Annotated in this window: 17 protein-coding genes; 1 reads left to right on the top strand and 16 read right to left on the bottom strand. The window is 41.7% G+C overall.

The window, feature by feature from the left end:
* Window position 1: 1 nt before the first annotated feature.
* The 8 genes from GGR21_RS16975 to polA all read right to left on the bottom strand — a co-directional run bounded on the left by GGR21_RS16975 (window position 2) and on the right by polA (window position 11,804).
* Window positions 2–1,663, bottom strand: a complete 1,662-nt coding sequence (locus tag GGR21_RS16975; protein WP_183308433.1) for a glycosyltransferase family protein — start codon at window positions 1,661–1,663, stop codon at window positions 2–4.
* A gap of 6 nt (window positions 1,664–1,669) precedes the next feature.
* Window positions 1,670–3,355 carry a YfhO family protein gene (locus GGR21_RS16970; RefSeq protein ID WP_183308432.1) on the bottom strand — a complete coding sequence of 562 codons (1,686 nt, stop codon included), beginning with the start codon at window positions 3,353–3,355 and terminating at the stop codon, window positions 1,670–1,672.
* A gap of 2 nt (window positions 3,356–3,357) precedes the next feature.
* Complete coding sequence (locus GGR21_RS16965; RefSeq protein ID WP_183308431.1) at window positions 3,358–4,638, bottom strand: hypothetical protein; 1,281 nt, start codon at window positions 4,636–4,638, stop codon at window positions 3,358–3,360.
* Complete coding sequence (locus tag GGR21_RS16960; protein WP_183308430.1) at window positions 4,626–5,018, bottom strand: hypothetical protein; 393 nt, start codon at window positions 5,016–5,018, stop codon at window positions 4,626–4,628. The genes GGR21_RS16965 and GGR21_RS16960 overlap by 13 nt, the downstream gene beginning before the upstream one ends.
* Window positions 5,015–6,712 carry a glycosyltransferase family protein gene (locus GGR21_RS16955; protein WP_246348102.1) on the bottom strand — a complete coding sequence of 566 codons (1,698 nt, stop codon included), beginning with the start codon at window positions 6,710–6,712 and terminating at the stop codon, window positions 5,015–5,017. Before GGR21_RS16955 ends, GGR21_RS16960 begins: the two co-directional genes overlap by 4 nt.
* Window positions 6,705–8,414 (bottom strand): hypothetical protein, encoded by a 1,710-nt coding sequence (locus GGR21_RS16950; protein ID WP_183308428.1) that lies wholly within the window; start codon window positions 8,412–8,414, stop codon window positions 6,705–6,707. Before GGR21_RS16950 ends, GGR21_RS16955 begins: the two co-directional genes overlap by 8 nt.
* A 62-nt stretch (window positions 8,415–8,476) precedes the next feature.
* The gene (locus GGR21_RS16945; RefSeq protein ID WP_183308427.1) at window positions 8,477–8,989 is read right to left on the bottom strand and encodes a hypothetical protein; all 513 of its coding nucleotides are present in this window, start codon (window positions 8,987–8,989) and stop codon (window positions 8,477–8,479) included.
* Window positions 8,990–9,008: 19 nt separating this feature from the next.
* On the bottom strand, window positions 9,009–11,804 hold the full coding sequence (gene polA, locus GGR21_RS16940; protein WP_183308426.1) for a DNA polymerase I: 2,796 nt from the start codon (window positions 11,802–11,804) through the stop codon (window positions 9,009–9,011).
* A gap of 245 nt (window positions 11,805–12,049) precedes the next feature.
* Here polA and uvrA point away from each other — a divergent pair, with 245 nt between their 5' ends.
* On the top strand, window positions 12,050–14,836 hold the full coding sequence (gene uvrA, locus GGR21_RS16935; RefSeq protein ID WP_183308425.1) for an excinuclease ABC subunit UvrA: 2,787 nt from the start codon (window positions 12,050–12,052) through the stop codon (window positions 14,834–14,836).
* Between the two features lies 1 nt (window position 14,837).
* Here the strand turns inward: uvrA and GGR21_RS16930 are convergent, their stop codons facing one another.
* The 8 genes from GGR21_RS16930 to GGR21_RS16895 all read right to left on the bottom strand — a co-directional run bounded on the left by GGR21_RS16930 (window position 14,838) and on the right by GGR21_RS16895 (window position 22,851).
* A complete protein-coding gene (locus GGR21_RS16930) occupies window positions 14,838–15,752 on the bottom strand; it encodes an FkbM family methyltransferase (RefSeq protein ID WP_183308424.1) in 915 nt (304 codons plus the stop codon).
* 63 nt (window positions 15,753–15,815) lie between these two features.
* Entirely contained in the window at window positions 15,816–17,054 is a 1,239-nt protein-coding gene (locus GGR21_RS16925; protein WP_183308423.1) for a 3-deoxy-D-manno-octulosonic acid transferase, read from the bottom strand.
* Between the two features lie 3 nt (window positions 17,055–17,057).
* Window positions 17,058–18,578 (bottom strand): glutamate--tRNA ligase, encoded by a 1,521-nt coding sequence (gltX, locus tag GGR21_RS16920; RefSeq protein WP_183308422.1) that lies wholly within the window; start codon window positions 18,576–18,578, stop codon window positions 17,058–17,060.
* 232 nt (window positions 18,579–18,810) lie between these two features.
* Complete coding sequence (locus GGR21_RS16915; RefSeq protein ID WP_006800744.1) at window positions 18,811–19,032, bottom strand: DUF2795 domain-containing protein; 222 nt, start codon at window positions 19,030–19,032, stop codon at window positions 18,811–18,813.
* 67 nt (window positions 19,033–19,099) lie between these two features.
* Complete coding sequence (locus tag GGR21_RS16910) at window positions 19,100–19,660, bottom strand: cob(I)yrinic acid a,c-diamide adenosyltransferase (protein ID WP_183308421.1); 561 nt, start codon at window positions 19,658–19,660, stop codon at window positions 19,100–19,102.
* A gap of 11 nt (window positions 19,661–19,671) precedes the next feature.
* Window positions 19,672–20,361, bottom strand: a complete 690-nt coding sequence (locus GGR21_RS16905; RefSeq protein WP_183308420.1) for an O-methyltransferase — start codon at window positions 20,359–20,361, stop codon at window positions 19,672–19,674.
* Between the two features lies 1 nt (window position 20,362).
* A complete protein-coding gene (locus GGR21_RS16900) occupies window positions 20,363–21,067 on the bottom strand; it encodes a porin family protein (protein WP_183308419.1) in 705 nt (234 codons plus the stop codon).
* Complete coding sequence (locus tag GGR21_RS16895; RefSeq protein ID WP_183308418.1) at window positions 21,061–22,851, bottom strand: lytic transglycosylase; 1,791 nt, start codon at window positions 22,849–22,851, stop codon at window positions 21,061–21,063. The genes GGR21_RS16900 and GGR21_RS16895 overlap by 7 nt, the downstream gene beginning before the upstream one ends.
* Between the last annotated feature and the right edge of the window lie 81 nt (window positions 22,852–22,932).

Here is a 22,932-nt window from a genome sequence, read left to right as displayed (position 1 = left end):
GCTATATATGATTTTTCCTTTTGCGCTTAAAAATATAAATACATATTACCAATATACTTATTATGCTTACGTACCACGAAATTCGTTGAACGGGTGTCCCGGCATAATATACCTTCATATTTCCCGACCCGTCGGCAGGTATTTGTACCAGTCCGTGGGTGCTTTGACTTACTGGTTGTTTTTCTCCATTCAGTTCGGCCGTATAACCTTTATAGTAAAACAATGGCAGTTCAAGCGAATCGGCAGTCTGCGTGATTATCGATAGGTTTATAATCCCTTTCTCTCTCTCAAATTTATCGATCGATAAATTCCCAAACTTACTGATCACGCTATCGCCCCTTGCCTGCACATAATTGGCTGATCTGACACGGGCAGGAACATATTCGCCGCCATTGAGATAGAAAAAATTGCCCGGCACAGGTTTTTCGTTTGTCTGGTTGATATATGTACGGTGCATATATTTATAGTTTTCGCTATGCATATACATGGTAAATATGGTACACACAACGATGACTAAGGCAATGACTTGTCTCTGACGGCTTTTTACAAAAACGGCTGACAGGTAGAATGCCGCCGCCACAGCGAAGAAACAGGTGACAAACAGATAAAACCGGGTGGGATACTGAATGAATGAGAGCAAAGAGAATGGAAACCGTCCCCACGGGAACAGGCTCGAAGAAGCAAGTATATAAAATAGCCCGATGAATACGCCTATATCTACACTTTTTATGCCTTCAGGCTTACCTTTTATAAAGAAGCGGATAAAAATTGACAGGGTAAGTAAAATGCCTATTCCCGTCACCATTATATCTTTTGGGAAAACAAATCCGCAAAAGAGCGCCCATAGTAAGTGTAATAACGGGAGCTTAGTGCGTGAAGGCAGGCTCCAGTCATTATTTTCGTAAAGGAATGTATTGGAGGATAACTGTTCGAACAATGGAAAGATATAAGAGGATGTAATGGCAACAGCCGTTACTCCCGCCAGCATAAGATACAAAATGCGTTTCGGCTCTTTTATCAACGGTTTATAGTAGATAATTAGCACGATTACCACTGTGATAAATGCGAGAACCGTGGATATGATATGTGAAAAGATAAGCAGACTAAATCCGATGGCAATAACATACCATTTATGGTAATTGCCTTTTATAATATGGTACAGTCCCCAAAAGACGATTGGCAGGAATGTGAAGGCAAATACTTCACCCAATGCTCCGCGCGGATAAATATCGATGAGGCGGTACACCGAGAATGTATAAAGGATGGAGGCGATGAATGCCGTATAAGAATTCCTGTAAATAATATTCACGGCTTTGTACATAAATAGTCCGCAAAGGATTGTCATCACAAATAGCATAACTTCGTATGCCGGTTGCGCTCCGATGAAGATGCCAATGAGTCCGAACGGAATAAGGATAATATCGGAATAGAAGAAACGGTGTATATAGCCATATCCCAAAGAAGCGGTATAATCGGCATAAATAGGGAACCGCCCGTCCTGTAGTGCGGAGATAAGAGCTTCGAAGCGTTTGAGGTGAAAATAATAATCGTATCCCGGATGATTATATGACGCGCCGTATATAAAAACTGAGAACACGGCCAGAATCAGCAGTGTTGCCAGAAATATGCGGAATATCATTTTATTATTATCGGGATGTATCATTGTTTTTCATTCTTTTGGGATTTGTTTTTTTGCTTTCCTCTTCCAAACAAAAATATATGTAATAAGCACAAAGATACAGATAAGGGAGATATACAAACTGATTTCCTGAACGAATGTCCATTCATAAAATACATTCACCCTGCCATTACCCCGGATCGCGATTTCTACCAGTCCGTTCTGGCTTTCCTGCAGAACCAGTGGCTGTCTGTCTTTAAAGGCTTTATATCCTTTGTAATATGTAAGGGGCAGTTCCAACGTGTCGGCAGAAGATGTTACGCTGAATTTGAGTGTGCGGCCTTTTCTTTGAAAATCGGATATACTTGTGCTTTCGTTCAGGGCTGTGATGCTGTCGCCACGGTCTGTCAAATAGTAAATCGATGGTACTTTTTCAGGCAGATATTCCAACCATCCCAGATTGTACCAGTTGCCGATTATCGGTTTATCGGTAGTCTCGTTCGAATTGGAAGCCCGGGCTTTTATCTGTCCTTCAGTATAATATTTATTGCTTAATATAATAACTGCAATGGTAAAGATTACAAGTATTACACTGCCTGCTGCCTGTCGCGACTTCGATTTTAAGAGCGCCGATAGATAATAACTTCCGGCAATGGCAAACATCATACTCACCAACAGGTAAAACCGCGATGGAAACTGTATAAATCCGAGAGGAAGCCGTCCCCATGGAAAAACAGATGACATAATGATCAGGAATGTTACCCCGATAATCAGGCAACCATCAGCGATCTTCAGATAGTTGCTTTTTTCTTTTATAAAAATGCGCAGGCAGGCCGAAATAGTGAGTAATAGACCTACTCCACAAGAAGGAGAATTCTGAGGATATAAGAATCCGCTGACAAAGCCCCATAATATCCTGTGAGCTCCCAGTTTATTCTGTCCCGTAATATTCGGCTGGTTTTCATAGTAAAATGTATTGGAGGCCATTTGTTCCAGCATCGGGAATATGTAAGATGCAGTGAATCCTACTGTTACTATGGCTGCCAGCAAAAGATATCCCAGTCTTACAGGCTCTTTCCGGAAAGACTTGTATGAAATTGCGCAGAGAATAAAGAGCAAGACAAATACCATGAATGACGACAAGACATGTGTATAGATAACAAGGCTATATCCGGCCGCCAGTACGTACCATTTGCGATAATCACCCGAAATTATATAGAATAATCCCAGCAGCACCAGAGGCAGAAAAGTAAATGAAAGCGCTTCGCCCAATGCTCCTCTCTGGTACAGATCGAAAAGGCGGTAGGCCGAAAATGTATAGAGTAACGCGCCGGAAAATGCCGCCGGGGAATTAGAAAAAATGGTAGATATCAACTTGTAAGTAAAAATACCACACAGGAATGTCATGATGAAAAGCATAACATTGTAGGCGGCCCCTACACCTGTAAGAAGAGATAACAGCGCAAAAGGCAGTAGAATAAGATCGGGGTAGAAAATTTTGGTAAAATAGCCGTATCCACCGATGTTTTCATAATCCAGATATATGGGATATTCTCCATCTCTGAGCGCATCCACCAATACATTGAAGCGTCTGAGATGGAAAAAATAATCGTGTCCGCCATAATCGGATACAGGACCTGTCCACCAAACCATAAACAGCGACAACAGGAACAGGACGATAAGGAATATCCTGTAAGTTTTTTTATTTGTCTTGTTGTGCAATGAGGTTTCTGTCATATTTACTGTTGCTTTCTTTCCCTGTATTTAAGTATAAATAAACAAAGGAGTATTGTGCTTATGAGTGAAACATACCAACTCGCTTTTTGTATAATAGTTTCCTGGTAAAATATTTTTGCTTTTCCCGGTTTATCCGTTGAAATCTGGGCAAGCCCCCTTGTGCTTTCCTCTAACGGAACTTCGTTTCCATCGATGAATGCTTTATATCCTTTGTAATAAATGAGAGGAAGTTCGAGTGTCACGGGTTCGCTTGTGATCACATCGAAACTGGTGATGCCGTCTTTCTTCTGAAAATTTGAAGTATATGCTCCGACAAAAGAAGTGGTAATACTGTCTTTCCGTTGGTTGAACATCCGGTATGTAGGCACTTTGGCAGGCATATATTCTCGGCCACCCAGATAATATTCGTTGTCTACAGATGGAATGCCTGTGAATAATTCGGGAATATCTCGCAATGCCTTTGTTTGCCAGCGGACATAATTATTATTGCTTATGACGATGGTGGTTAATGTCAGTATCACTATGCCCGCACTCACAACTATATATTGTTTTCTTGTCTTGATAATGTTAATCAGATAATATGTTCCGGCGATGGCGAAAAAGAAAACTACAAATTCATAAAGCCGCCATGGAAACTGGATAAAACCTAAAGGTAAACGTCCCCATGGGAAGATAAAGGACATGGTAATAGTGTAAATAACTCCGATCAAAGCGCAGCAATCAGCGATTTTTAATAGTGGTGTTTTTTCTTTTATAAACAGGCGCAGGACTATTAACGTGATCAATAAGATTCCCATGCCTGCAATATTCTCACCTTCGGGATAAAACAGTCCGCTAAGCATTCCCAGTCCTATCTGTTGCAGGCTTAGCTTGGTTTGCCCTGTAATGTTGACAGCATTGCTATAATTGAACGTGTTCGATGCCATTTGCTCCAGCATCGGGAATAGATAACCAGCCACTATCGGGATTGTAACCACTGCGGCCAGTAACAAATACAATATCCTTTTCCGCTCTTTTACCAGTGGTTTAAGATAGAAGAGTGAAACGATAATCAGCGTGATGAAAGTGAGAAAAGATGATAGCAGATGTGTGTATATCAGCAGACTGTAACCTATTGTCAACAAGTACCATCTGCGATAATTCCCTTTAGCAATCTCGTAAAAACCCAGAAAAACAACAGGCAGGAAAGTGAACGAAATGGCTTCGCCCAAAGCTCCCCGGTTGTACCAGTCGAACAGATGATAGGCCGAAAAAGTATATAATACGGCACTCAGATATGCCATCTTTTTATTTCAGCCTGATACATGAACAGTCCGCAAAGGAATGTATATGTAAAGATCATTACATCGTAGGCAAACGGAATGCTGGTAAGAATGGCCAGCGCAGCGAAAGGCAGCAGCATAAGATCGGGATAGAAAGCTTTAGTAAAGTAACCGTATCCTTCCATCACCTGATAATCGAGGTATATAGGGTAATTGCCCGATTGCAGTGCTCCCATTAGTGTACGGAACCGCTGCAAATTGAAGAAATAATCATGTCCTCCATACTCCGACACGGGTGCATACCAGCATACCATAAATAGCGATAGTGCTGCCAGAACGAAAAGAAATAAGAGCTTATCGTATTTCTTCGCATTGGTTGTTATCGGAGAGTGAGACATCATTTCTCTGTCAGTGTGTTCTTTGTTTTCCTGTTCGAAATATAAATATATATGCAAAGGGCCAGAATGCTTGTTATACTTATTAACCAGCTGATCACCTGCAAAGGTGTGCCTGAATAATAAGCTTCTACTTTGCCCGGCCTGTCGGCTTTCATTTCTATAAGGCCATTCGGGCTTTCCTTTATGCTTGCTTCCTTGCCGTCGATAGTAACTTTATAGCCTTTATAATAAACTAAAGGAAGCTCCAGTATATCGGGTTCTATAATATCCAGATCGAACGTTGTAGCATTTCCTTCTCTTTTCAACGAGGTAATTCCTGTTTTGGGATGTTTGTGTAAAACTACCATGCTTCTCTCTACAAAAAAATCGGGAGATGGCACGCTTGCCGGAAGATATTCGAGTCCGCCCATATGGTAACCGTTAGGCGGAAGCGGTATATTATTATCAGTCGATTCTATAGAGTTGGAGCAGCGCACATCTTTATAAAGCTTGCCATCGTTAACCAGTACCAGCAATGTTGCCATTACAACCATGCCGCCGCATACCAGTGCACGTTTGTTTGATTTTACAAGAAGCGACAGATAATACCCTCCGGCCACTGCAAAGAAAAAGCTTGAAAATTCATAGAGGCGCCACGGCATCTGAATAAAGTCGAGTAGGGTGAAAGGGAAAACACTCCACGGAATGACAGGTGAACACATCAACAGGAATATCAGTCCGATAACTACACCTACATCGGCATATTTTAGTTGCGGCGATTTGCCTGCTACGAAAATCCGCAGTGCTATCACGCAGGTCAATAAAAGCCCTGTGCCCGGAATGAATAATTGTTTTGGATGTATGATGCCCGTGAACATTCCCCACAGTATCCAGTGGAAATCGAGCGTCATATCTCCGGCCTTCGCCATCATATTGCGCCCGTTATAGTAGAATGTGTCCGATGCCATTTGTTCAAACATCGGTAACAGGTAGTAACAAGCCATTATCAATGCCGCCACACCAGCTATTATGAGGTATAAGATTCGCTTCGGTTCTTTTATCAATGGCTTGTAGTAAATCACCAGCAGGATAAGCATGGTAAAAAACATCAGCACGGTAGATATCACATGGGTGAATATCAACAGAGCATAGCCAATTGCCAGAATATACCATTTCTTATAATTTCCGCTGATTATTTCGTGAAGCCCCCAGAAAACTAGCGGGATAAACGTGAATGACAGGGCTTCACCCAGTGCAGTCCGGTGATATATATCCAGTAACCTGTAAACACAGAACGTGAAAAGGATTGCTCCCATAGCGGCAGCAAACGGGCTGCGGAATATCTTGTTAATGGTTATGTATGTAAATACACCACATAGGACAGTCATTACAAAAATCATCGACAGGTAGCCGAATTCAGCATTCGTGAGGTTTCCTATAATGGCAAATGGTATAAGGATAACATCAGGATAAAAGGCCTTAGCAAAATATCCATACCCGTCTATGGCTGTGTAGTCAAGATAGATAAGGAAAGGGCTCTCTTTCAGCCCATCCATCAGTGCCTGGAAACGACGGAAGTGGAAAAAGAAATCCTGCCCGGGACAAAGTGGCTGATAACAGAACATCATAGCCACAGTGAGAAAGACCAGTATTGCGAAAAACAGCCAAAAGTGGGTTTTCTTATTCCCGGCTATCCTGTTTATTATGTTGTCAATCATGCTCATTTCTTATTCTGTTGCGTCTTCTTTGCACAAATATATAAACTGAAAGTAACAATATGGCTATAAGGGTAATATAAAAACTTATTTTTTGTATTGCTGTTCCGGCATACCAGGCTTTTAACTCTCCGGGCTGGTTAATGGGGACAGCTATAAGCCCCTTATCGCTTTCTATGTAAGGTAGCTTTTCTCCATTCAACGTTACAGTATAACCCAGATAATAGACCAGTGGTAGGATTACTGTATCGGGACGGACAATATTTACATTGAGTAACGTCGTATTATAATCCCTTCTCAGATTTGAGATCCGGGTGTCTTCATTTTCCGTTTCCGCAACCAGTCCTCTTTCGTGAATATATTCTATGTTGGGTAATTTATACGGGAAATATTCGCCGCCAATAGTGTGGTAGCGGTTAAAATATACAGGCTCTTCGCTCGTAAAAAACCATAACCTGTCCTCTTTTGCGGGATAATGATGCTTAAAATTAACGCTATGTATATAAATTAAGGCGAATGTTGCCAGAACAATTCCACTAAAAGCAAAGAGCCTTCGCTTGTCCTTTTTCACCAGTATGGAAATATAATACCCTCCGCCTACCGCGAAGAAATAAACCACAAATTCAAATAATCGCCAGGGATATTGTATGGCCGAAAGCAGGTTGAAAGGAAATCGTCCCCACGGAAATATACTGGAGATGGCTATAATGAAACAAAAACCGGTGATTACGCCGATATCGGTACTTTTCAATAAATCACTTTTATCTTCTTTTTTAATAAAAAAGCGAAGGAAAAGCAGTGCTGTAAGAAGAATACCGGGACCTGCCCATAATTTGCCTTCGGGATAATGGATGCCACTTATAAATCCTTGCAGGATAAGTGCGAAACTACTCTTATTGTATCCCGCACCACCTCCTGGTGTACGTATATTGAGGTAAAAGGAATTGGAGTTTAACTGCTCTATTACGGGAAAGACATAGTAAGAAACAATAACAAGCGTCGTCAGTCCCGCCAGGAAGAGGTAACCGATTCGTTTTGGCTCTTTTATCAACGATTTGTAATTAACGGCAAGTATTATCAGCAGGGTGACAAACATCAGCACCGAAGCTATTACATGGGTATAGATCAGCAGACTGTAACCGATGGTCAACACATACCATTTTTTATAATCGCCTTTCACTACATAATAAAGTCCCAGAAAGACAATGGGCAGGAACGTAAATGAAAGTGCCTCGGCAGTTGCTCCCCGTTGGTAAAAATCCAGAAGCCGGTATAGGGCGAATGTATACAAAAGGGCACTGATGGCCGCAGCATAACCGTCTTTATAAATTACCCTGACCGTATGATACATGAACACTCCGCAAAGAATGGTCATAACAAACACCATAAAGTCGTACGCAAAGTAAGTGGTTGTGAATACTCCAATAAGAGCAAAAGGCACCAATGTGAGATCAGGATAGAATCCTTTGGTGAAATAACCGTATCCTTCGGCAGTGCTGTAATCGATATAGACAGGGTAGGAGCCATGCCGTAAAGCGTCGATCAAGACATCGAACCGACGATAATGAAACATGAAATCAAATCCGGAATATGATGACGAGGAACCATTACATAACATCATAAACAGTGTGAGTAAAACCAATGTGGAAAGAAATATCCAGTATTGGGTTTTGTCTTTAGATTGAATGATGTTTGGTAGCCCCATGTTTTTTGTATTAAGGCTGTAAAGATAATTTTTTTCTGTTTAAATCAGAGAATATAAGGTATTCAGTTTTTATTATTATGCCCCATTAGGTGCAAACCAACGAGATTTTTCGCATGACAAATATTGATTTTTGAATCTCCGGATTTTTTCCCGAAAGGAAAGATATTCCCACAATAACTAAATCTTTGTATTCCTCTTCTTTCATCATTATCTACCATCGCCGGATATAAAGACAACAAATATTTTTCACCTACTTTTATTTTATCCGGAGAATCAGATTCCACATGATTCTGTTTACTATAAGAAAAAATAAAAAAGATATCGTATGAACCTTCCAATTCTGCTTCTATTTTATAACCATAACCAACTATATCGGTATGCGATAAAGTATACATTACTCTCTCCCCTGATTCAAATGTTATAGAGTCAGTATGTTTTCCGTTAGGCTCTAAGTCTTTATAAACTTCTATGCTGCGTATCTTGTAGCATGCCGGTTTTTGCAAGTCATTGTCCGGTAAAATAAACGAGCATGTAATTATTAAAGAAATAAATAATCCGACAATCGTTTTCATCATATCTTGATTTTCTGTGAAGCTAATGCGCCTCCAGCCAGTTCTTCCCTTTTCCGCAATCGGCTTTAAGGGGAACGGCCAGCTTATAAGCATTTTCCATTTCCTGAATCACTATTTGTTGCACTCTTTCAAGTTCATTTCCTATCACATTAAAGTTTAATTCGTCATGTACCTGAAGGATCATTTTCGATTGGATATTCTCCCGGTCGAAACGCTCGAATATACGGTTCATCGCCACTTTGATAATATCGGCGGCGCTTCCCTGTATCGGCGCGTTGATGGCATTGCGTTCGGCGTAACCACGAACGGTGGCATTTCGTGAATTGATGTCCGGCAGATAGCGTTTGCGTCCGAATACAGTTTCCACATAGTTTTTTTCACGGGCTACGGAAATGCTCTTATCCATATATTCTTTCACCTTAGGATAAGTTTCGAAGTACCCGTCTATCAATTCTTTTGCTTCTCCCCGTGGAATCGCCAGACGTTCGGCCAACCCGAATACCGAGATGCCGTAGATAATACCGAAGTTAGCCGTTTTGGCTTTACGGCGCATTTCGGGAGTAACTTCGCTGATAGGTAATTTGTATATTTTTGCGGCAGTGGCGGCATGGATATCCTCTCCGCTATTGAATGCGTCTACCATATTCGGATCCTGACTGAGGTGCGCCATAATGCGAAGTTCGATCTGTGAATAGTCGGCAGAGAAGAATGTGCAGTTTTCATCGGCAATAAACGCCTTGCGTATCTCCCTGCCCTGATCTTCACGGATCGGGATATTCTGCAAATTGGGGTTGCTCGAGCTTAACCGTCCTGTGGCTGTTACTGTCTGGTTGTATGATGTATGTACTTTCTCATCTTTAGGACTTACCAGTAATGGAAGTGCATCCACATAAGTACTCAAAAGTTTTTTCAGCCCGCGGTATTCCAGTATTTTTCCGACTATCGGATGTGCTTCCCTGAGCGCTTCCAGTGTTTCTTCACTGGTTACGTATTGGCCGGTTTTTGTTTTCTTCGGTTTATCCACTATTTTCAGTTTATCGAAAAGAACTTCACCTACCTGTTTGGCCGAATTTATATTGAGTTCGGTTCCGGCTTCCTGATGTATGTCGGCCTCTATATTCTGCAATTGTACGGTCAGTTTCTTGGAATATTCCGCTAATGCGTTGGTATCGAGGCGTACTCCGGTATATTCCATATCGGCAAGTACATATACCAAAGGCAACTCTATTTCGTAAAGAAGTTTTTCAAGACCTTGTTTCTCAATAGCTTTTTCAAGAATTGCTTTCAGTTTTAGGGTAACGTCTGCATCTTCACAGGCATAATCTTTGATCTGATCGGGGCGCAGGCTGCGCATATTCAACTGGTTCTTACCTCGGGCTCCTATCAGTTCATCGATATGGATAGTGCGGTATTTAAGATAAGTCTCAGCCATATAGTCCATATTGTGGCGCAACTCAGGGTTGAGCAGGTAATGGGCTATCATGGTATCAAACAGCTTCCCTTTCACATGGATGCCATATTTTTTCAGGACAATGATGTCGTATTTCAGATTTTGTCCTGTTTTTTCAATTTTTTCATTTTCGAAGAACGGGCGGAACTGTTCTGTTATTTCTTTCGCCTTTTCAAAATCGGCAGGAACAGGCACATAATAGGCTTCTCCCTCTTTGAAAGAGAAGGACATACCTACCAGTTCGCTGATTATCGGGTCTAGTCCTGTGGTTTCGGTATCGAAGCAGCAGGACTTTTCGTCCATTAGTTTTATGGCAAGAGCAGCTATTTCTTCGGCTTTATCTACCAGATGGTAGGTATGTGGAATATCTTTTAATTCCTGTAAACCGGAGTAGTCGAAGATATCTGCCGATTGATTCTGAGCAGGTAGTAATTCAGCAAAAAGATCGCCCTGGATCGCTTCGTGTGTCGTGGTTATCCTTACCGGATTGGCAGGTGTACCATCCTTTTTGAGTACCCGGTTAATGAGCGTGCGGAATTCCAGTTCTTCGAATAATGCCGATAGTTTTTCTGCGTTTATTTCCCGTCTTTTATATTCTTCTTTCTGAAACTCGATAGGCACATCAATCTTGATTGTGGCAAGGAATTTAGAGAAAATGATCTGCTCTTTATTCTCTTCGAGACGGAGTTTCAATGTGCCTTTAATGTCTTTTGTGTTTTCAAGCAGGTTTTCAATCGTACCATAATCGGCCAGTAGTTTTTGTGCTGTCTTGGGTCCTACACCCGGACATCCGGGTATATTGTCCGACGAGTCTCCCATCAATCCGAGCAGGTCAATCATCTGACATGGTTCTTTCAGTTCGTATTTCTCCATTATGGCTTTGGCATCCAGAGTGTCGAACCCGTTTCCTGCGAATTTAGGTTTGTACATAAAGATATGGTCGCTGGTCAATTGCCCGTAATCTTTGTCGGGTGTCATCATATACACATCGAAACCTTCTCTTTCTGCCTTTTTGGCGATGGTTCCTATCACATCATCGGCTTCGTAACCGAGTACTTCCAACTCCTTGATGTTATATGCGTCTATCACCTGTTTGATAATAGGTACTGCTATCTTAATATCTTCGGGAGTCTCCTGCCGCTGGGCTTTATAGTGTTCGTATGCTTCGTGCCGGAAAGTGCCGCCCGGAGGATCGAAAGCCACGGCGATATGTGTAGGGTTTTCCTTCCGGAGAAGTTCTTCCAATGTATTTACAAAACCAAAAACAGCCGATGTATTCAGCCCTTTCGAGTTTACCCTCGGGCTCTTAATAAAAGCATAATAAGAGCGGTATATCAGCGCATAAGCGTCAAGAAGAAATAGTTTCATGTGATTTTATTCTAAAAAATGACTGGAAAGTTACGGAAAAACAGGGGAACTGCAAAGATATTTTTAGTTATCGGTTGAGGCTTCTTGCTTTTAATCACAAAACATTTTATAGACAACGGAATACAAAGTATGAATTTGGTAAAGATTTGCGATAACTCTTTGCTTATTTTATATTTTGGTAAGGTACAGGAATTAGATTATGTGCTCTTTTTTTCGTAATTTTACAGCCATTTTTTGAAAAGATTATGTCAGAGGAAAAAAATATATTAATAAAAGGCGCGCGGGTTAACAATCTGAAAAATATAGATGTAGAAATCCCCCGCAATAAATTTGTGGTTATTACTGGTTTATCGGGTTCCGGTAAATCATCACTGGCATTCGATACGCTCTACGCTGAGGGGCAGCGCCGCTATGTGGAGAGCCTGTCGGCTTATGCCCGCCAGTTCCTGGGCAGGATGAACAAGCCCGAAAGCGATTATATAAAAGGTATCCCGCCGGCTATTGCTATCGAACAGCGTGTAAGCGCACGCAATCCCCGTTCGACGGTAGGCACATCCACAGAGGTGTACGAATATCTGCGGCTACTCTTTGCCCGCATCGGAAAAACAATATCGCCCGTTTCGGGGCAGGAAGTGAAAAAACATCAGGTAAGTGATATAGTGGACAAGATGCTTACTTATCCCGAAGATACCCGTCTGGCTATTTTTACCAAAATAATCCTGCGTGACAACAGGACGCTGAACGAACAACTGGAAATTTTGCAGAAAGAAGGTTTCTCAAGGGTAGAATTCGACGGTAAAGTAGAGCGCATCGAGGACATGTTGAAGTCTAAAGAAAAATATACGGTCGACCGGTTATTACTGCTTATCGATCGTCTGACCTGCGATAAGGATGCAGCCAATATCAGCCGTTTTTCGGAATCGATTGAGACCGCTTTCTACGAAGGAGAGGGTGACTGTATTGTCCGTTTCTATATAGGTGATAAAATAGAATCTTTCGATTTCTCCCGTCATTTCGAAGCCGATGGAATCCAGTTTCAGGAGCCGACTGATCTGATGTTCAGCTTTAACAGTCCTGTAGGCGCTTGCCCTGTATGCGAGGGCTTCGGCCGGGTGATGGGTATAGATGAAGATCTGGTTGTACCGAATAAAGGTCTTTCGGTATACGAAGATGCCGTCATGTGCTGGCGGGGGGAAAAAATGAGCGAATGGAAAACGGCGTTTATCCATGCCGCAGGTAAATATAACTTCCCTATCCACCGTCCTTATTTCGAATTGACGGACAAAGAACGTGATCTGCTCTGGCATGGGGCAAAAGGTTTGCACGGCATAGATGATTTCTTCAAAATGGTAGAGGAAAACCAATATAAAATACAATACCGTGTGATGCTGGCCCGATACAGGGGGAAAACGACTTGTCCGGCCTGTAAAGGTGCGCGGTTGAAACCACAGGCATTGTATGTGCAGGTAGGCGGAAGGAATATAGCCGACCTTGTATTGATGCCGATAACAGAACTGGTGGAATTCTTTGGAAAACTGGAATTGAACGAAACGGATGCCGCAATAGCAAAGCGTCTGCTGACAGATATCAACGTACGTATACAGTATCTTATCAATGTGGGGCTAGGTTATCTTACTCTCAACCGTTTGTCGAATACTCTTTCGGGGGGGGAAAGCCAGCGGATCAATCTGGCGACGTCTTTAGGCAGCAGTCTTGTCGGTTCGCTTTATATATTGGATGAGCCTAGTATAGGTCTGCATTCACGGGATACGGACTTATTGATAAATGTTTTGCAGGAACTGAAATCAATAGGAAATACCGTTATCGTGGTTGAGCACGATGAGGAGATTATCCGTGCTGCCGATTACATCATCGATATGGGGCCGAAAGCCGGACGCCTTGGCGGAGAGGTTATTTATCAGGGAGATGTGGCAGGATTGAAGAAGAATACCGATAGTTATACTGTGCGTTACCTGAATGGAGAGGAAAAAATAGATGTGCCTAAAACACGCCGTAAATGGAATAATTATCTGGAAATAAAAGGCGCGCGACAGAATAACCTGAAAAACATCGATGTAAAGTTCCCGCTGAATGTTATGACCGTAGTAACAGGTGTCAGCGGATCTGGAAAATCGTCGCTTGTTTGCGATGTGTTCTATACTGCCCTCGAACGTCATTATAAAGGAAAAGGTGAGCAGATCGTACAATATAGCGATCTCAAAGGAGACCTTAACCTGATCAAAGACATCGAAATGGTGGATCAGAACCCGATAGGCCGTTCGTCCCGTTCCAATCCGGTGACTTATATCAAGGCTTACGATGAAATAAGGAAACTATTTGCCGAACAGCAGCTGGCTAAACAGATGCATTTTACACCTGCGTTTTTTTCATTCAATGTCGAAGGTGGCCGTTGCGAGGAATGTGCGGGAGAAGGAAAGATCCTTGTGGAAATGCAGTTTATGGCTGATGTTTTGCTTGAATGTGAGGTGTGTAAAGGGAAACGCTTCAAACAGGATATACTCGATGTGCAATATCGTGGGGCCAATATTTACGACGTATTGGAAATGACCATAGACCAGGCCATCGAATTTTTCGATGAAGGTAAGGGCAGCATTGAAAAGAAAATTGTTAAACGCCTGAAACCTTTACAGGATGTGGGTTTAGGTTATGTAAAGCTGGGACAATCGTCATCTTCACTCTCTGGCGGGGAGAACCAGCGGGTAAAGCTTGCTTTTCACATGGCAGACGAAAAGCCCGAACCGACATTGTTTATATTTGATGAACCGACTACCGGCCTTCACTTTCACGATATAAAAACATTGTTAAAAGCTTTCGATTCCCTGATAAAGAAAGGGCATACAATTGTGATCATCGAACATAATATGGATGTTATCAAATGTGCCGATCATATTATCGATATAGGTCCTGAAGGAGGAAAAGAAGGAGGTAATGTTGTATGTGAGGGTACTCCGGAAAAGATCGCGAAGTGTAAGGAATCTTATACAGGGCGTTTCTTAAAAGAAAAGTTATAAATTATCGTTGGCAACGGATCAGCCCCCTGCGAAAATAAGGTGCTTCCAATCCATTATAATGAAATAGCATATATCCGTTCGAGGTTTTAATCGTGTATGCTTTCCCGTTCATTATCGCTGAGAGTTCCTGATGATCGTTTTGATTATGGTAAGTACAGATGGCAATCTTTACATCATCCCTTTCCAACGTATGTTTTGCCCCTTCGAGGACTTGCGCCTCCGCTCCTTCCACATCGAGTTTGATGAACAGCTTTTCATCTTTTATATTTTCCTGATCCAGAAAAGTATCCAGTTTTATGGTGTCATCACTGTCGGTGTCCGATACGTATTTGTTGATTACCGTAACTTTGTCTTTCCAGGGCTCGAATGTTTTTTCCAATGTCTTTTTCCATTGGGGTTCCATTTCGAACAGGTAGATCTTTTTCGCTTTCTCAACAACAGAAAGGGAGAAATTACCCTCGGCCGCACCTACATCTATCAGGATACTATCGGGCGACACATCGAAATTTTCAGACAAGTAGCAATGTGTAGATTCTCTGTCCTGTTCGCATAATACCATAGTATAAGTATGCCGGACAAGATGTTTGCCCATTCCGCCGGGATAATATAGCCTGTGACCGCAATGCATAACGTAGTGCATATTGGAGGTATTATCTGTATAGACTCTTATTTTATCAGGATTATATTTTGAAGAAAACGGATACGGAAATGCTTTTATCCCTTTCTTCCGGATGAATTTTAGAGCCCGGGTTATTTCTTCCGGAATATCATTGACAGAATTATAATAGTTAAGTATTTCTTTTCGGAGAGCCCATTTTTGGTTTGCTCCCGATTTCCATTTCAACCAGTCTATAACCAGGGGAAAATGGCGGGCTATCCGGTTGATTGTTCTGTCTTTTAATGATATTTCTCCCATAAGGTTTTTAAAAGAGACTCAAAGATAGATAAGAAACATCGCGAAATGCGCTTCTTTTTCTTTTTAAAGTTTTAAAACATCCATTACACGGGCTACAACACCACTATTGGAGCGTACATAATCTCCTGCATATTGCCCTGCAGATGTCAAAGTGCCTTCATATTGCAGGAATTCGTCGATCAGTCCCCGGAAAGACTGGTAGTCGGATATGGAGTAGCCACCACCCCGTTCGAGCAATTGCTGTGCTTCACGGAATTTTTTGAAGTTGGGTCCGAATACAACAGGTATATCATATACTGCGGCTTCGAGTACATTGTGTATTCCCACACCGAAACCTCCTCCTACATAAGCGATGTGGCCATAGCGGTAGATAGATGACAGAAGTCCGAAACTGTCGATGATCAGACAGTCATAGTCGCCCATCATTTCGGGTATTGCCTGTGAATAACGGATATAAGGCCGTTGGAGAAGCCCTTCCAGGTATTTCAGATGGGCTTCATCTATTTCGTGAGGTGCTATTATCAGTTTAAGATCGCTCGTATTATTAAAATACGGGATAATAATGTCTTCGTCTTTCGGCCACGAACTGCCTGCAACAAATATCTTCTCGTTTTCTTCTGCAGCCTTCTTAGCTAGATATTCCACAATAGGCAGGGGTTTTGCCTGCTGTCGTATTTCCAATACCCGGTCGAAACGTGTGTCGCCGCAAACCTTTACATTGGTTATACCTATTGAATTCAAAAGCATAGCCGAGTTCTCGTCCTGCAGGCATATGCATTTGTAATACTTCAGCATCTTCCTCATTTGTGAGCCGTACCACTTGAAGAATATCTGGGACGGGCGGAAGATAGCCGATACCATGTAGATAGGGATATCTTTCTTATGAAGCTGGTTGACGAAATTGTACCAGAATTCGTATTTGATGAAGACAGCCATTTCGGGCTGTACGAGTTTCAGAAATTTTTTGACATTACGTTTCTTGTCGAAAGGTATGTAGCATACAATGTCTGCCAGCGGAGTGTCTTTTCTTACTTCGTAACCCGATGGAGAAAAGAACGTGAGCAGTATTTTATATTGCGGATGATTACGCTTCACCTCTTCCATTATTGGCCTGCCCTGCTCAAACTCACCCAGAGAAGCGGCATGGAACCAGATATACCGGGCATCCTTATCTACCTTTTCTTTCAGTATCTTATAAGTCTGCTTATGCCCTTTTATCATTAGTTTCGCCTTTTTGTGAAAAGGCGAGATTATACGTACGATAAAGGCGTACAGGTATATGGCGAAATTATAGAGGAACATAGCTTACAGGGGTTTTATCTCTTTAATGGCTTTCTCTAAACGGGAGATAGTTTCCTCTTTCCCGATAGTAGCCGTGATATCAAACATATGAGGGCCTTTAGACTCTCCCACAATAGCCAGGCGGAACGCATTCATTATATTACCCAGATGATATCCTTTCGATTCAATCCATGCTTTTATAATCTCTTCCTGATTATGTGCAGAGAAATCATCTATTCCATTCAGTACTTCTGTCAGTTCGGCCAGTTGAACGGGAGATTCGTCTTTCCAGCGTTTTTTCACTACCTTTTCATCGTACGACGCTGGTGCTCCAAAGAAGAAATATGACTGGTCCCAGAGTTCTTTTATAAAGTTTACACGTTCTTTTACCAGATTTACGACTTTTTCAACATATCCGATCTCGCAGTCGATGCCTTTTTCCTCCAGTATCGGATAATAGATATTGGCAATTTCACTGTCGGGTCTTAGCTGTATATACTGGTGATTGAACCATTTTCCTTTTTCATAATCGAACTTGGCTCCACTTTTACTGCATTTTTCAAGAGAAAACATGCCGATGAGTTCGTCCATAGACATTATTTCCTGATCGTTGCCCGGATTCCATCCCAGTAAGGCAAGGAAATTAACGACAGCCTCAGGCAGATAACCGCTTTCGCGATATCCCGAAGATATCTCTCCGGTTTTCGGGTCTTTCCATTCCAAAGGGAATACGGGGAAGCCGAGACGGTCTCCGTCACGCTTACTCAGCTTACCGTTGCCTTCAGGCTTCAGCAATAACGGGAGGTGTGCAAATTGCGGCATGGTATCTTCCCATCCGAATGCACGGTATAATAATACGTGTAAGGGAGCCGATGGCAGCCATTCTTCGCCGCGGATAACGTGGGTGATCTCCATCAGGTGATCGTCTACAATATTGGCGAGATGGTATGTCGGCAGACTGTCGGCCGATTTATATAGCACCTTGTCATCGAGTACCGATGAATTGTATTTTACTTCGCCACGGATTATGTCGTTTACAATTACTTCCTGATCGGGAGCGATCTTAAAACGCACCACGTACTGATTTCCTTCTTTTATCAGGTTATCCACTTCTTCTTTGGAAAGTGTAAGTGAGTTGCGCATTTGCATGCGGGTAGAGGCATCGTACTGGAAGTTGGCGATTTCGGTACGCTTGGCTTCTAATTCCTGTGGTGTGTCGAAAGCAATGTATGCGGCGTCTTTCTCCAATAGCTGGTCTACATATTCTTTGTATATGTCTTTCCTGTCCGACTGGCGGTAGGGGCCATAGTTGCCTCCTACATGTGTGCCTTCATCGAATTGTAGGCCCAGCCACGTAAGGGCTTCGATGATATATTCTTCTGCTCCGGGAACAAATCGCTGGGAGTCTGTGTCTTCTATACGGAGAATAAAGTCCCCGTTATTTTTCTTGGCAAACAGGTAATTATACAATGCTGTTCGTACACCCCCTATATGCAGCGGCCCTGTGGGACTGGGGGCAAAACGCACTCTTACTCTTCGAGTCATATGCAATTGTTTTTTTAAACGAGAATGCAAAAGTATATAAAATATCGGAAGAAGTAAAGTTATGAGGTTAATAAATGTGTTTGAGGTTAATTCTATAGTAGCATGTAATCGAATGCTCTATGCTGTATAGATGAGAGTCTTCAGTCAAAAATATGCAAAAAGAGATCAGGATAATGTGAATCATCCCAATCTCTTTTATATGATGTTATTTTATAGACCTTATTTTACAGTGTCAATATTCGTCCTCGTTAAAGAAGAAATCTTCCTTACTTGGATAATCAGGCCATATATCCTCGATCGTATCGAAAATCTCGTCCTCGTCTTCTATCTCCTGAAGGTTTTCTATTACTTCCAGTGGAGCTCCCGAACGTTGGGCATAGTCTATCAGCTCCTCTTTTGTTGCAGGCCATGGCGCATCTTCTAATTTTGATGCAAGTTCTAAAGTCCAGTACATAGTATATTCAATTTTAATTTATTTGCTAAGCTTGGTTATATTTCTCGCAAAAATATAATAATATTTCTTATATCAAACTCTGATCCCAAAATATTTCTTTTCCTTTCTTATTACCCTCTTTGCGGGCAAGCAGGAAAAAGTAATCGGAAAGCCGGTTTACAAACATAAGTACATGGTCGTCTACCGGAAAATCTTCTTTCACCCGGTATATACAACGTTCGGCACGGCGGCAGATCGAACGGCATAAATGTGCCCTTGCTGCCGATTCACTACCTCCGGGCAATACAAACTGACGCAACGGAGGTAACTCATTGTCCATCCTGTCCATCTCGCTTTCGAGCAATTCAATATCCTTATCGGTGATAATGCTGGCTGCCTTTGGCGCTCTGGCTTCAGTTTCGGTGGCAAGGTACGATCCCACAGTAAACATCTTATGCTGGATATACAAAAGTGTTTTTGAATCGTGTTCGTCTTCAACCGATTCTCTAAGAAACCCGATAAAAGAATTCAATTCGTCGGTCGTGCCATATGCTTCGAGCCTTACATGAGCCTTCGGTACACGCATGCCTCCCACCAGCGAAGTGGTTCCTTTATCTCCGGTCTTGGTATATATCAGGCTTTTTTTCATTTATAATATTGTTAAAAACTAATTTTATAATTCCATCTGTATAATGTTTTGTCGAAGAATAATATGCCTATATTAAACAAGTCTAAAGCGACAGTCCTCGACTCCATATTCATCATACCTCTCCATAACGCTTGATGCCTTTTATTTGTTCGGATACCCTTTACAATTATAAAAGTTTTCTCATATGACAGGTTTAAAAGATATTGGTTTAATCCTGATTGAAAAAAATTATAATTAGTCAGGTCAATAAAGATACAATCCTGCTTCTGGGATATTTCGGGCAGCCCGGATTCGGTATGTAATACTATCTTCCTGTCCCACTTTTCGTATAGCTGACGGGCATACCTGGATTTTTGTTCAGAAGCTTCGGCACAGATACATTTTATGTCTGCTGAAGGTGCTGTCAGGCAAAGAGTATTTATTCCATAACCCGAACCGATTTCCAGTATGTTTTTTGCTCCGAAATAATTTACCAACCTGAAAAAAAGCTTATTACTTTTATTTAATTTACGATGCTTTCGCCATAGCGAACTTAAAAGTACAGCCTCTATGTCTTCATAAGCATGGTAAGGCGTTTTTTCTTCGATAACTTTTGTCGCCAGATTGAAAACAAAAGGCGAATGTATACCATGTCCCTTGTGATGACGTATTTTATATAGCAATTTAAGGCCTGTACGTGAAAGTTTATATATGCGTGGCATATTAAAACAATTTGACGTAATATGTTAGTTTTGCAGATAGTACGCGGTTTGCCGAACGGGCAAATACATCTGCCTTGCTGTTACTGTATATATCCCCGAGGCTGAATGTATAGCGGCCTTCGAGCATGAAATGACCAATCCCTGTTCTGAATTCGAGCCCTAATCCTCCTACCAGCGAGTAGTCGATCTTTCTTTCGGCCATGCGGTAATACTGGTGTGTGATCATCCCTCCGGATGCTTCACCGTTGGCCAGATAATTAGCTAGTTTTTCATTCATTTCCTCACTGTCGTTGAGAAGAAAACTTAGTTTTGGTCCCAGGTTGAAGACGAAGCGCACTTTTCTGCCGAAATAAATATGAGTAAGTATGGGTAATTCCAGATAATTTAATTTGTGGATATGAGAAAACCCTTCATAGGCAGGATTGTCTTTTACTTTAAAATCCTGTTCCCATCCTTGCTGGCTGTAATTAAGTTCCACGATAAAGCCCAGGTTTTTTTCGGACAGGTATCTGACAGCAATCCCTCCGAAATATTGTTGCATATTTTTTGTACCCACTGTTGTATTGCTGAAAGTACGGAGATCCATAGACGAAAAGGTGGGTCCGAATCCTACCCCGACATTCCATTCGGGAGTGAATTTATTCTGACCTTTTGTGCTAACTCCCAGAAGGATGAATAGCAGAATAAATATGTGCTTTTTTACCATTTATTTTTTCCTATATCTTTTTTCTCAATGCCTGAGTTTTCTTTGTAGTTTACAAAATACACTCCCTTGTTGACAAACGCTCCACCATTTTCGATCCGCTTAAACGTAATTGCCGACTGCAATGTATTCACATTTAAAGTGGAAACTTCGGGTTCAAAGTTGCTGCCGTATTTGTCGAGTGCCGTCAGGAAATAAAGTCCTGTATCATAGCCGAGATAACCAAACTTAGGGAAAGAATTTGCCAGTTTCTTGTTATACCATTTCTTATATTCTTCGGCAAAATGTTTAACAGACCATTGGGTTTCGTCGAGGAAGAATATACTGTATATACAGGCTTCATATTTATGCAGGCTTTTTGCCTGAGAGGTATAAACCTGCCATTCTGGATAGCCGAACAATGTTATATTTTCTTCATTAAGCGAATTCAACGCTGCAATGATTTTTTTCAGGCTGGCTTCGGATGACGAAAGAGGAACCAGGATGTTTTTTCGGGAGGCATCTATAGAGCTCTTAATGTCAGCCATCAAATCGCTTGGGGTTGAAATGGTTTTAGACAGGATTCCCGATCTGGTCAGCTTTTGCTTCACTGCATCCGTAAAATCAGCTTTATCTTTATTCGAACCTGATTCTGACACGAAGATAATATTATAGGTGCCAAACCGTTTTACAAATTCATCTGTTATTTCAGGGTATAAGGTTGAATGTGATTCTGTCATCTGGAAAAGTGTGGGCTCTGTCTTTTTTGCCTGCCCGAAAGGGATTACATATTTTATTCCTGTCTCTTTCGAATATTTAGTCAGCATATCTATCTGCCTGTCCGAGACGCCACCGATTATAAGATGAAGGTTCTTCATCTCATTAGTGCCCAAAAGGCTTTTCAGTTTGTCGGTGTTCCTTTCTGTGCCTATGTCAAATGTGTATATTTCGGCATTCAGCCCTTTACCTTTAAGGTCTTTCACTGCCAGCAGGAATCCTTCATAATATTCTATCAGTTTGCTTTTTTCCACTGTCCCTTTATCGTCGAGGAACGGGAAAAGAATGCCGACTTTTACAGTCTCACCACGGGATGCGTAAGGTGTTTCCGATAGGTTGATCACAGTTCCCTGCGTTGTCGCAGGCCCTGTGTTTTGCCAGTTTTGAGACTCCTCTACAGGTATTTTTATATATGCACCTTCTTTCAGTCCATCTTGTCTCAGGTTTGGGTTTGCATTCAGCAACGCATTTACTGTGACGTTATGTTTTTTGCCGATACTGTATAATGTTTCGCCTTTTTGTACACGATAGGCCGAACCGATTTCGGTGGTTTCGCCGGTGCTGCCCGAGAGGGCTGCACCTGATGTTCCGTATTTAGGAATCTTTATTGTTCTCCCTGCTCTGAACGAGGACTCATTAAGTCCGGCATTGGCTTCTTTTATGTCATCAACTGAAATTTTATACAATTTGGCAACCGAATATAATGTTTCTTTAGACTCTATCAGGTGATTACTGTATCCAGTGGGCTCTCTTTTGATTGGTATTTGCAAACGGTCACCCTCTTTTATGCCTTTTTCTGCTTTGGGATTAAGTTTGTAGATAGCATCAACTGTTGTTTGATGAGCGGCAGCAATGGAATAAGCTGTATCTCCTTTCTTTACGGTATAAACGATAACATCATCAGTTGGAAATGATATCATCAAAGCTGTTTCTGTTGTGTTATTTGTGTAGTAAGCCTCTGCAGCCGGAATATTTGTGAAGAATCCGGCAACAAAAAATAAAGATAAAAACAGTATATTTCTAAACTTCATATTGATGTTAGTTAAGTAAATGTAAGTATGTAGTTAAAACGATAACCATCTATTGCATTTATACTTACCAAGTTAATAAAT

Source organism: Dysgonomonas hofstadii (assembly GCF_014196915.1).
Taxonomy (GTDB): domain Bacteria; phylum Bacteroidota; class Bacteroidia; order Bacteroidales; family Dysgonomonadaceae; genus Dysgonomonas; species Dysgonomonas hofstadii.
Note: the sequence above shows the minus strand (reverse complement) of the source record. Positions and strands in the feature narration are given on the sequence as shown.

Bases quoted from the DNA above. Each gene is read 5' to 3' on its own strand.
- GGR21_RS16975 (WP_183308433.1), bottom strand. From the start codon at position 1,663: ATGATACATCCCGATAATAATAAAATGATATTCCGCATATTTCTGGCA.
- GGR21_RS16900 (WP_183308419.1), bottom strand. From the start codon at position 21,067: ATGGTAAAAAAGCACATATTTATTCTGCTATTCATCCTTCTGGGAGTT.
- GGR21_RS16910 (WP_183308421.1), bottom strand. From the start codon at position 19,660: ATGAAAAAAAGCCTGATATATACCAAGACCGGAGATAAAGGAACCACT.
- GGR21_RS16895 (WP_183308418.1), bottom strand. From the start codon at position 22,851: ATGAAGTTTAGAAATATACTGTTTTTATCTTTATTTTTTGTTGCCGGA.
- GGR21_RS16925 (WP_183308423.1), bottom strand. From the start codon at position 17,054: ATGTTCCTCTATAATTTCGCCATATACCTGTACGCCTTTATCGTACGT.
- GGR21_RS16915 (WP_006800744.1), bottom strand. From the start codon at position 19,032: ATGTACTGGACTTTAGAACTTGCATCAAAATTAGAAGATGCGCCATGG.
- GGR21_RS16930 (WP_183308424.1), bottom strand. From the start codon at position 15,752: ATGGGAGAAATATCATTAAAAGACAGAACAATCAACCGGATAGCCCGC.
- gltX (WP_183308422.1), bottom strand. From the start codon at position 18,578: ATGACTCGAAGAGTAAGAGTGCGTTTTGCCCCCAGTCCCACAGGGCCG.
- GGR21_RS16950 (WP_183308428.1), bottom strand. From the start codon at position 8,414: ATGGGGCTACCAAACATCATTCAATCTAAAGACAAAACCCAATACTGG.
- polA (WP_183308426.1), bottom strand. From the start codon at position 11,804: ATGAAACTATTTCTTCTTGACGCTTATGCGCTGATATACCGCTCTTAT.
- GGR21_RS16960 (WP_183308430.1), bottom strand. From the start codon at position 5,018: ATGATGTCTCACTCTCCGATAACAACCAATGCGAAGAAATACGATAAG.
- GGR21_RS16905 (WP_183308420.1), bottom strand. From the start codon at position 20,361: ATGCCACGCATATATAAACTTTCACGTACAGGCCTTAAATTGCTATAT.
- GGR21_RS16955 (WP_246348102.1), bottom strand. From the start codon at position 6,712: ATGATTGACAACATAATAAACAGGATAGCCGGGAATAAGAAAACCCAC.
- GGR21_RS16945 (WP_183308427.1), bottom strand. From the start codon at position 8,989: ATGATGAAAACGATTGTCGGATTATTTATTTCTTTAATAATTACATGC.
- GGR21_RS16970 (WP_183308432.1), bottom strand. From the start codon at position 3,355: ATGACAGAAACCTCATTGCACAACAAGACAAATAAAAAAACTTACAGG.
- GGR21_RS16965 (WP_183308431.1), bottom strand. From the start codon at position 4,638: ATGGCATATCTGAGTGCCGTATTATATACTTTTTCGGCCTATCATCTG.
- uvrA (WP_183308425.1), top strand. From the start codon at position 12,050: ATGTCAGAGGAAAAAAATATATTAATAAAAGGCGCGCGGGTTAACAAT.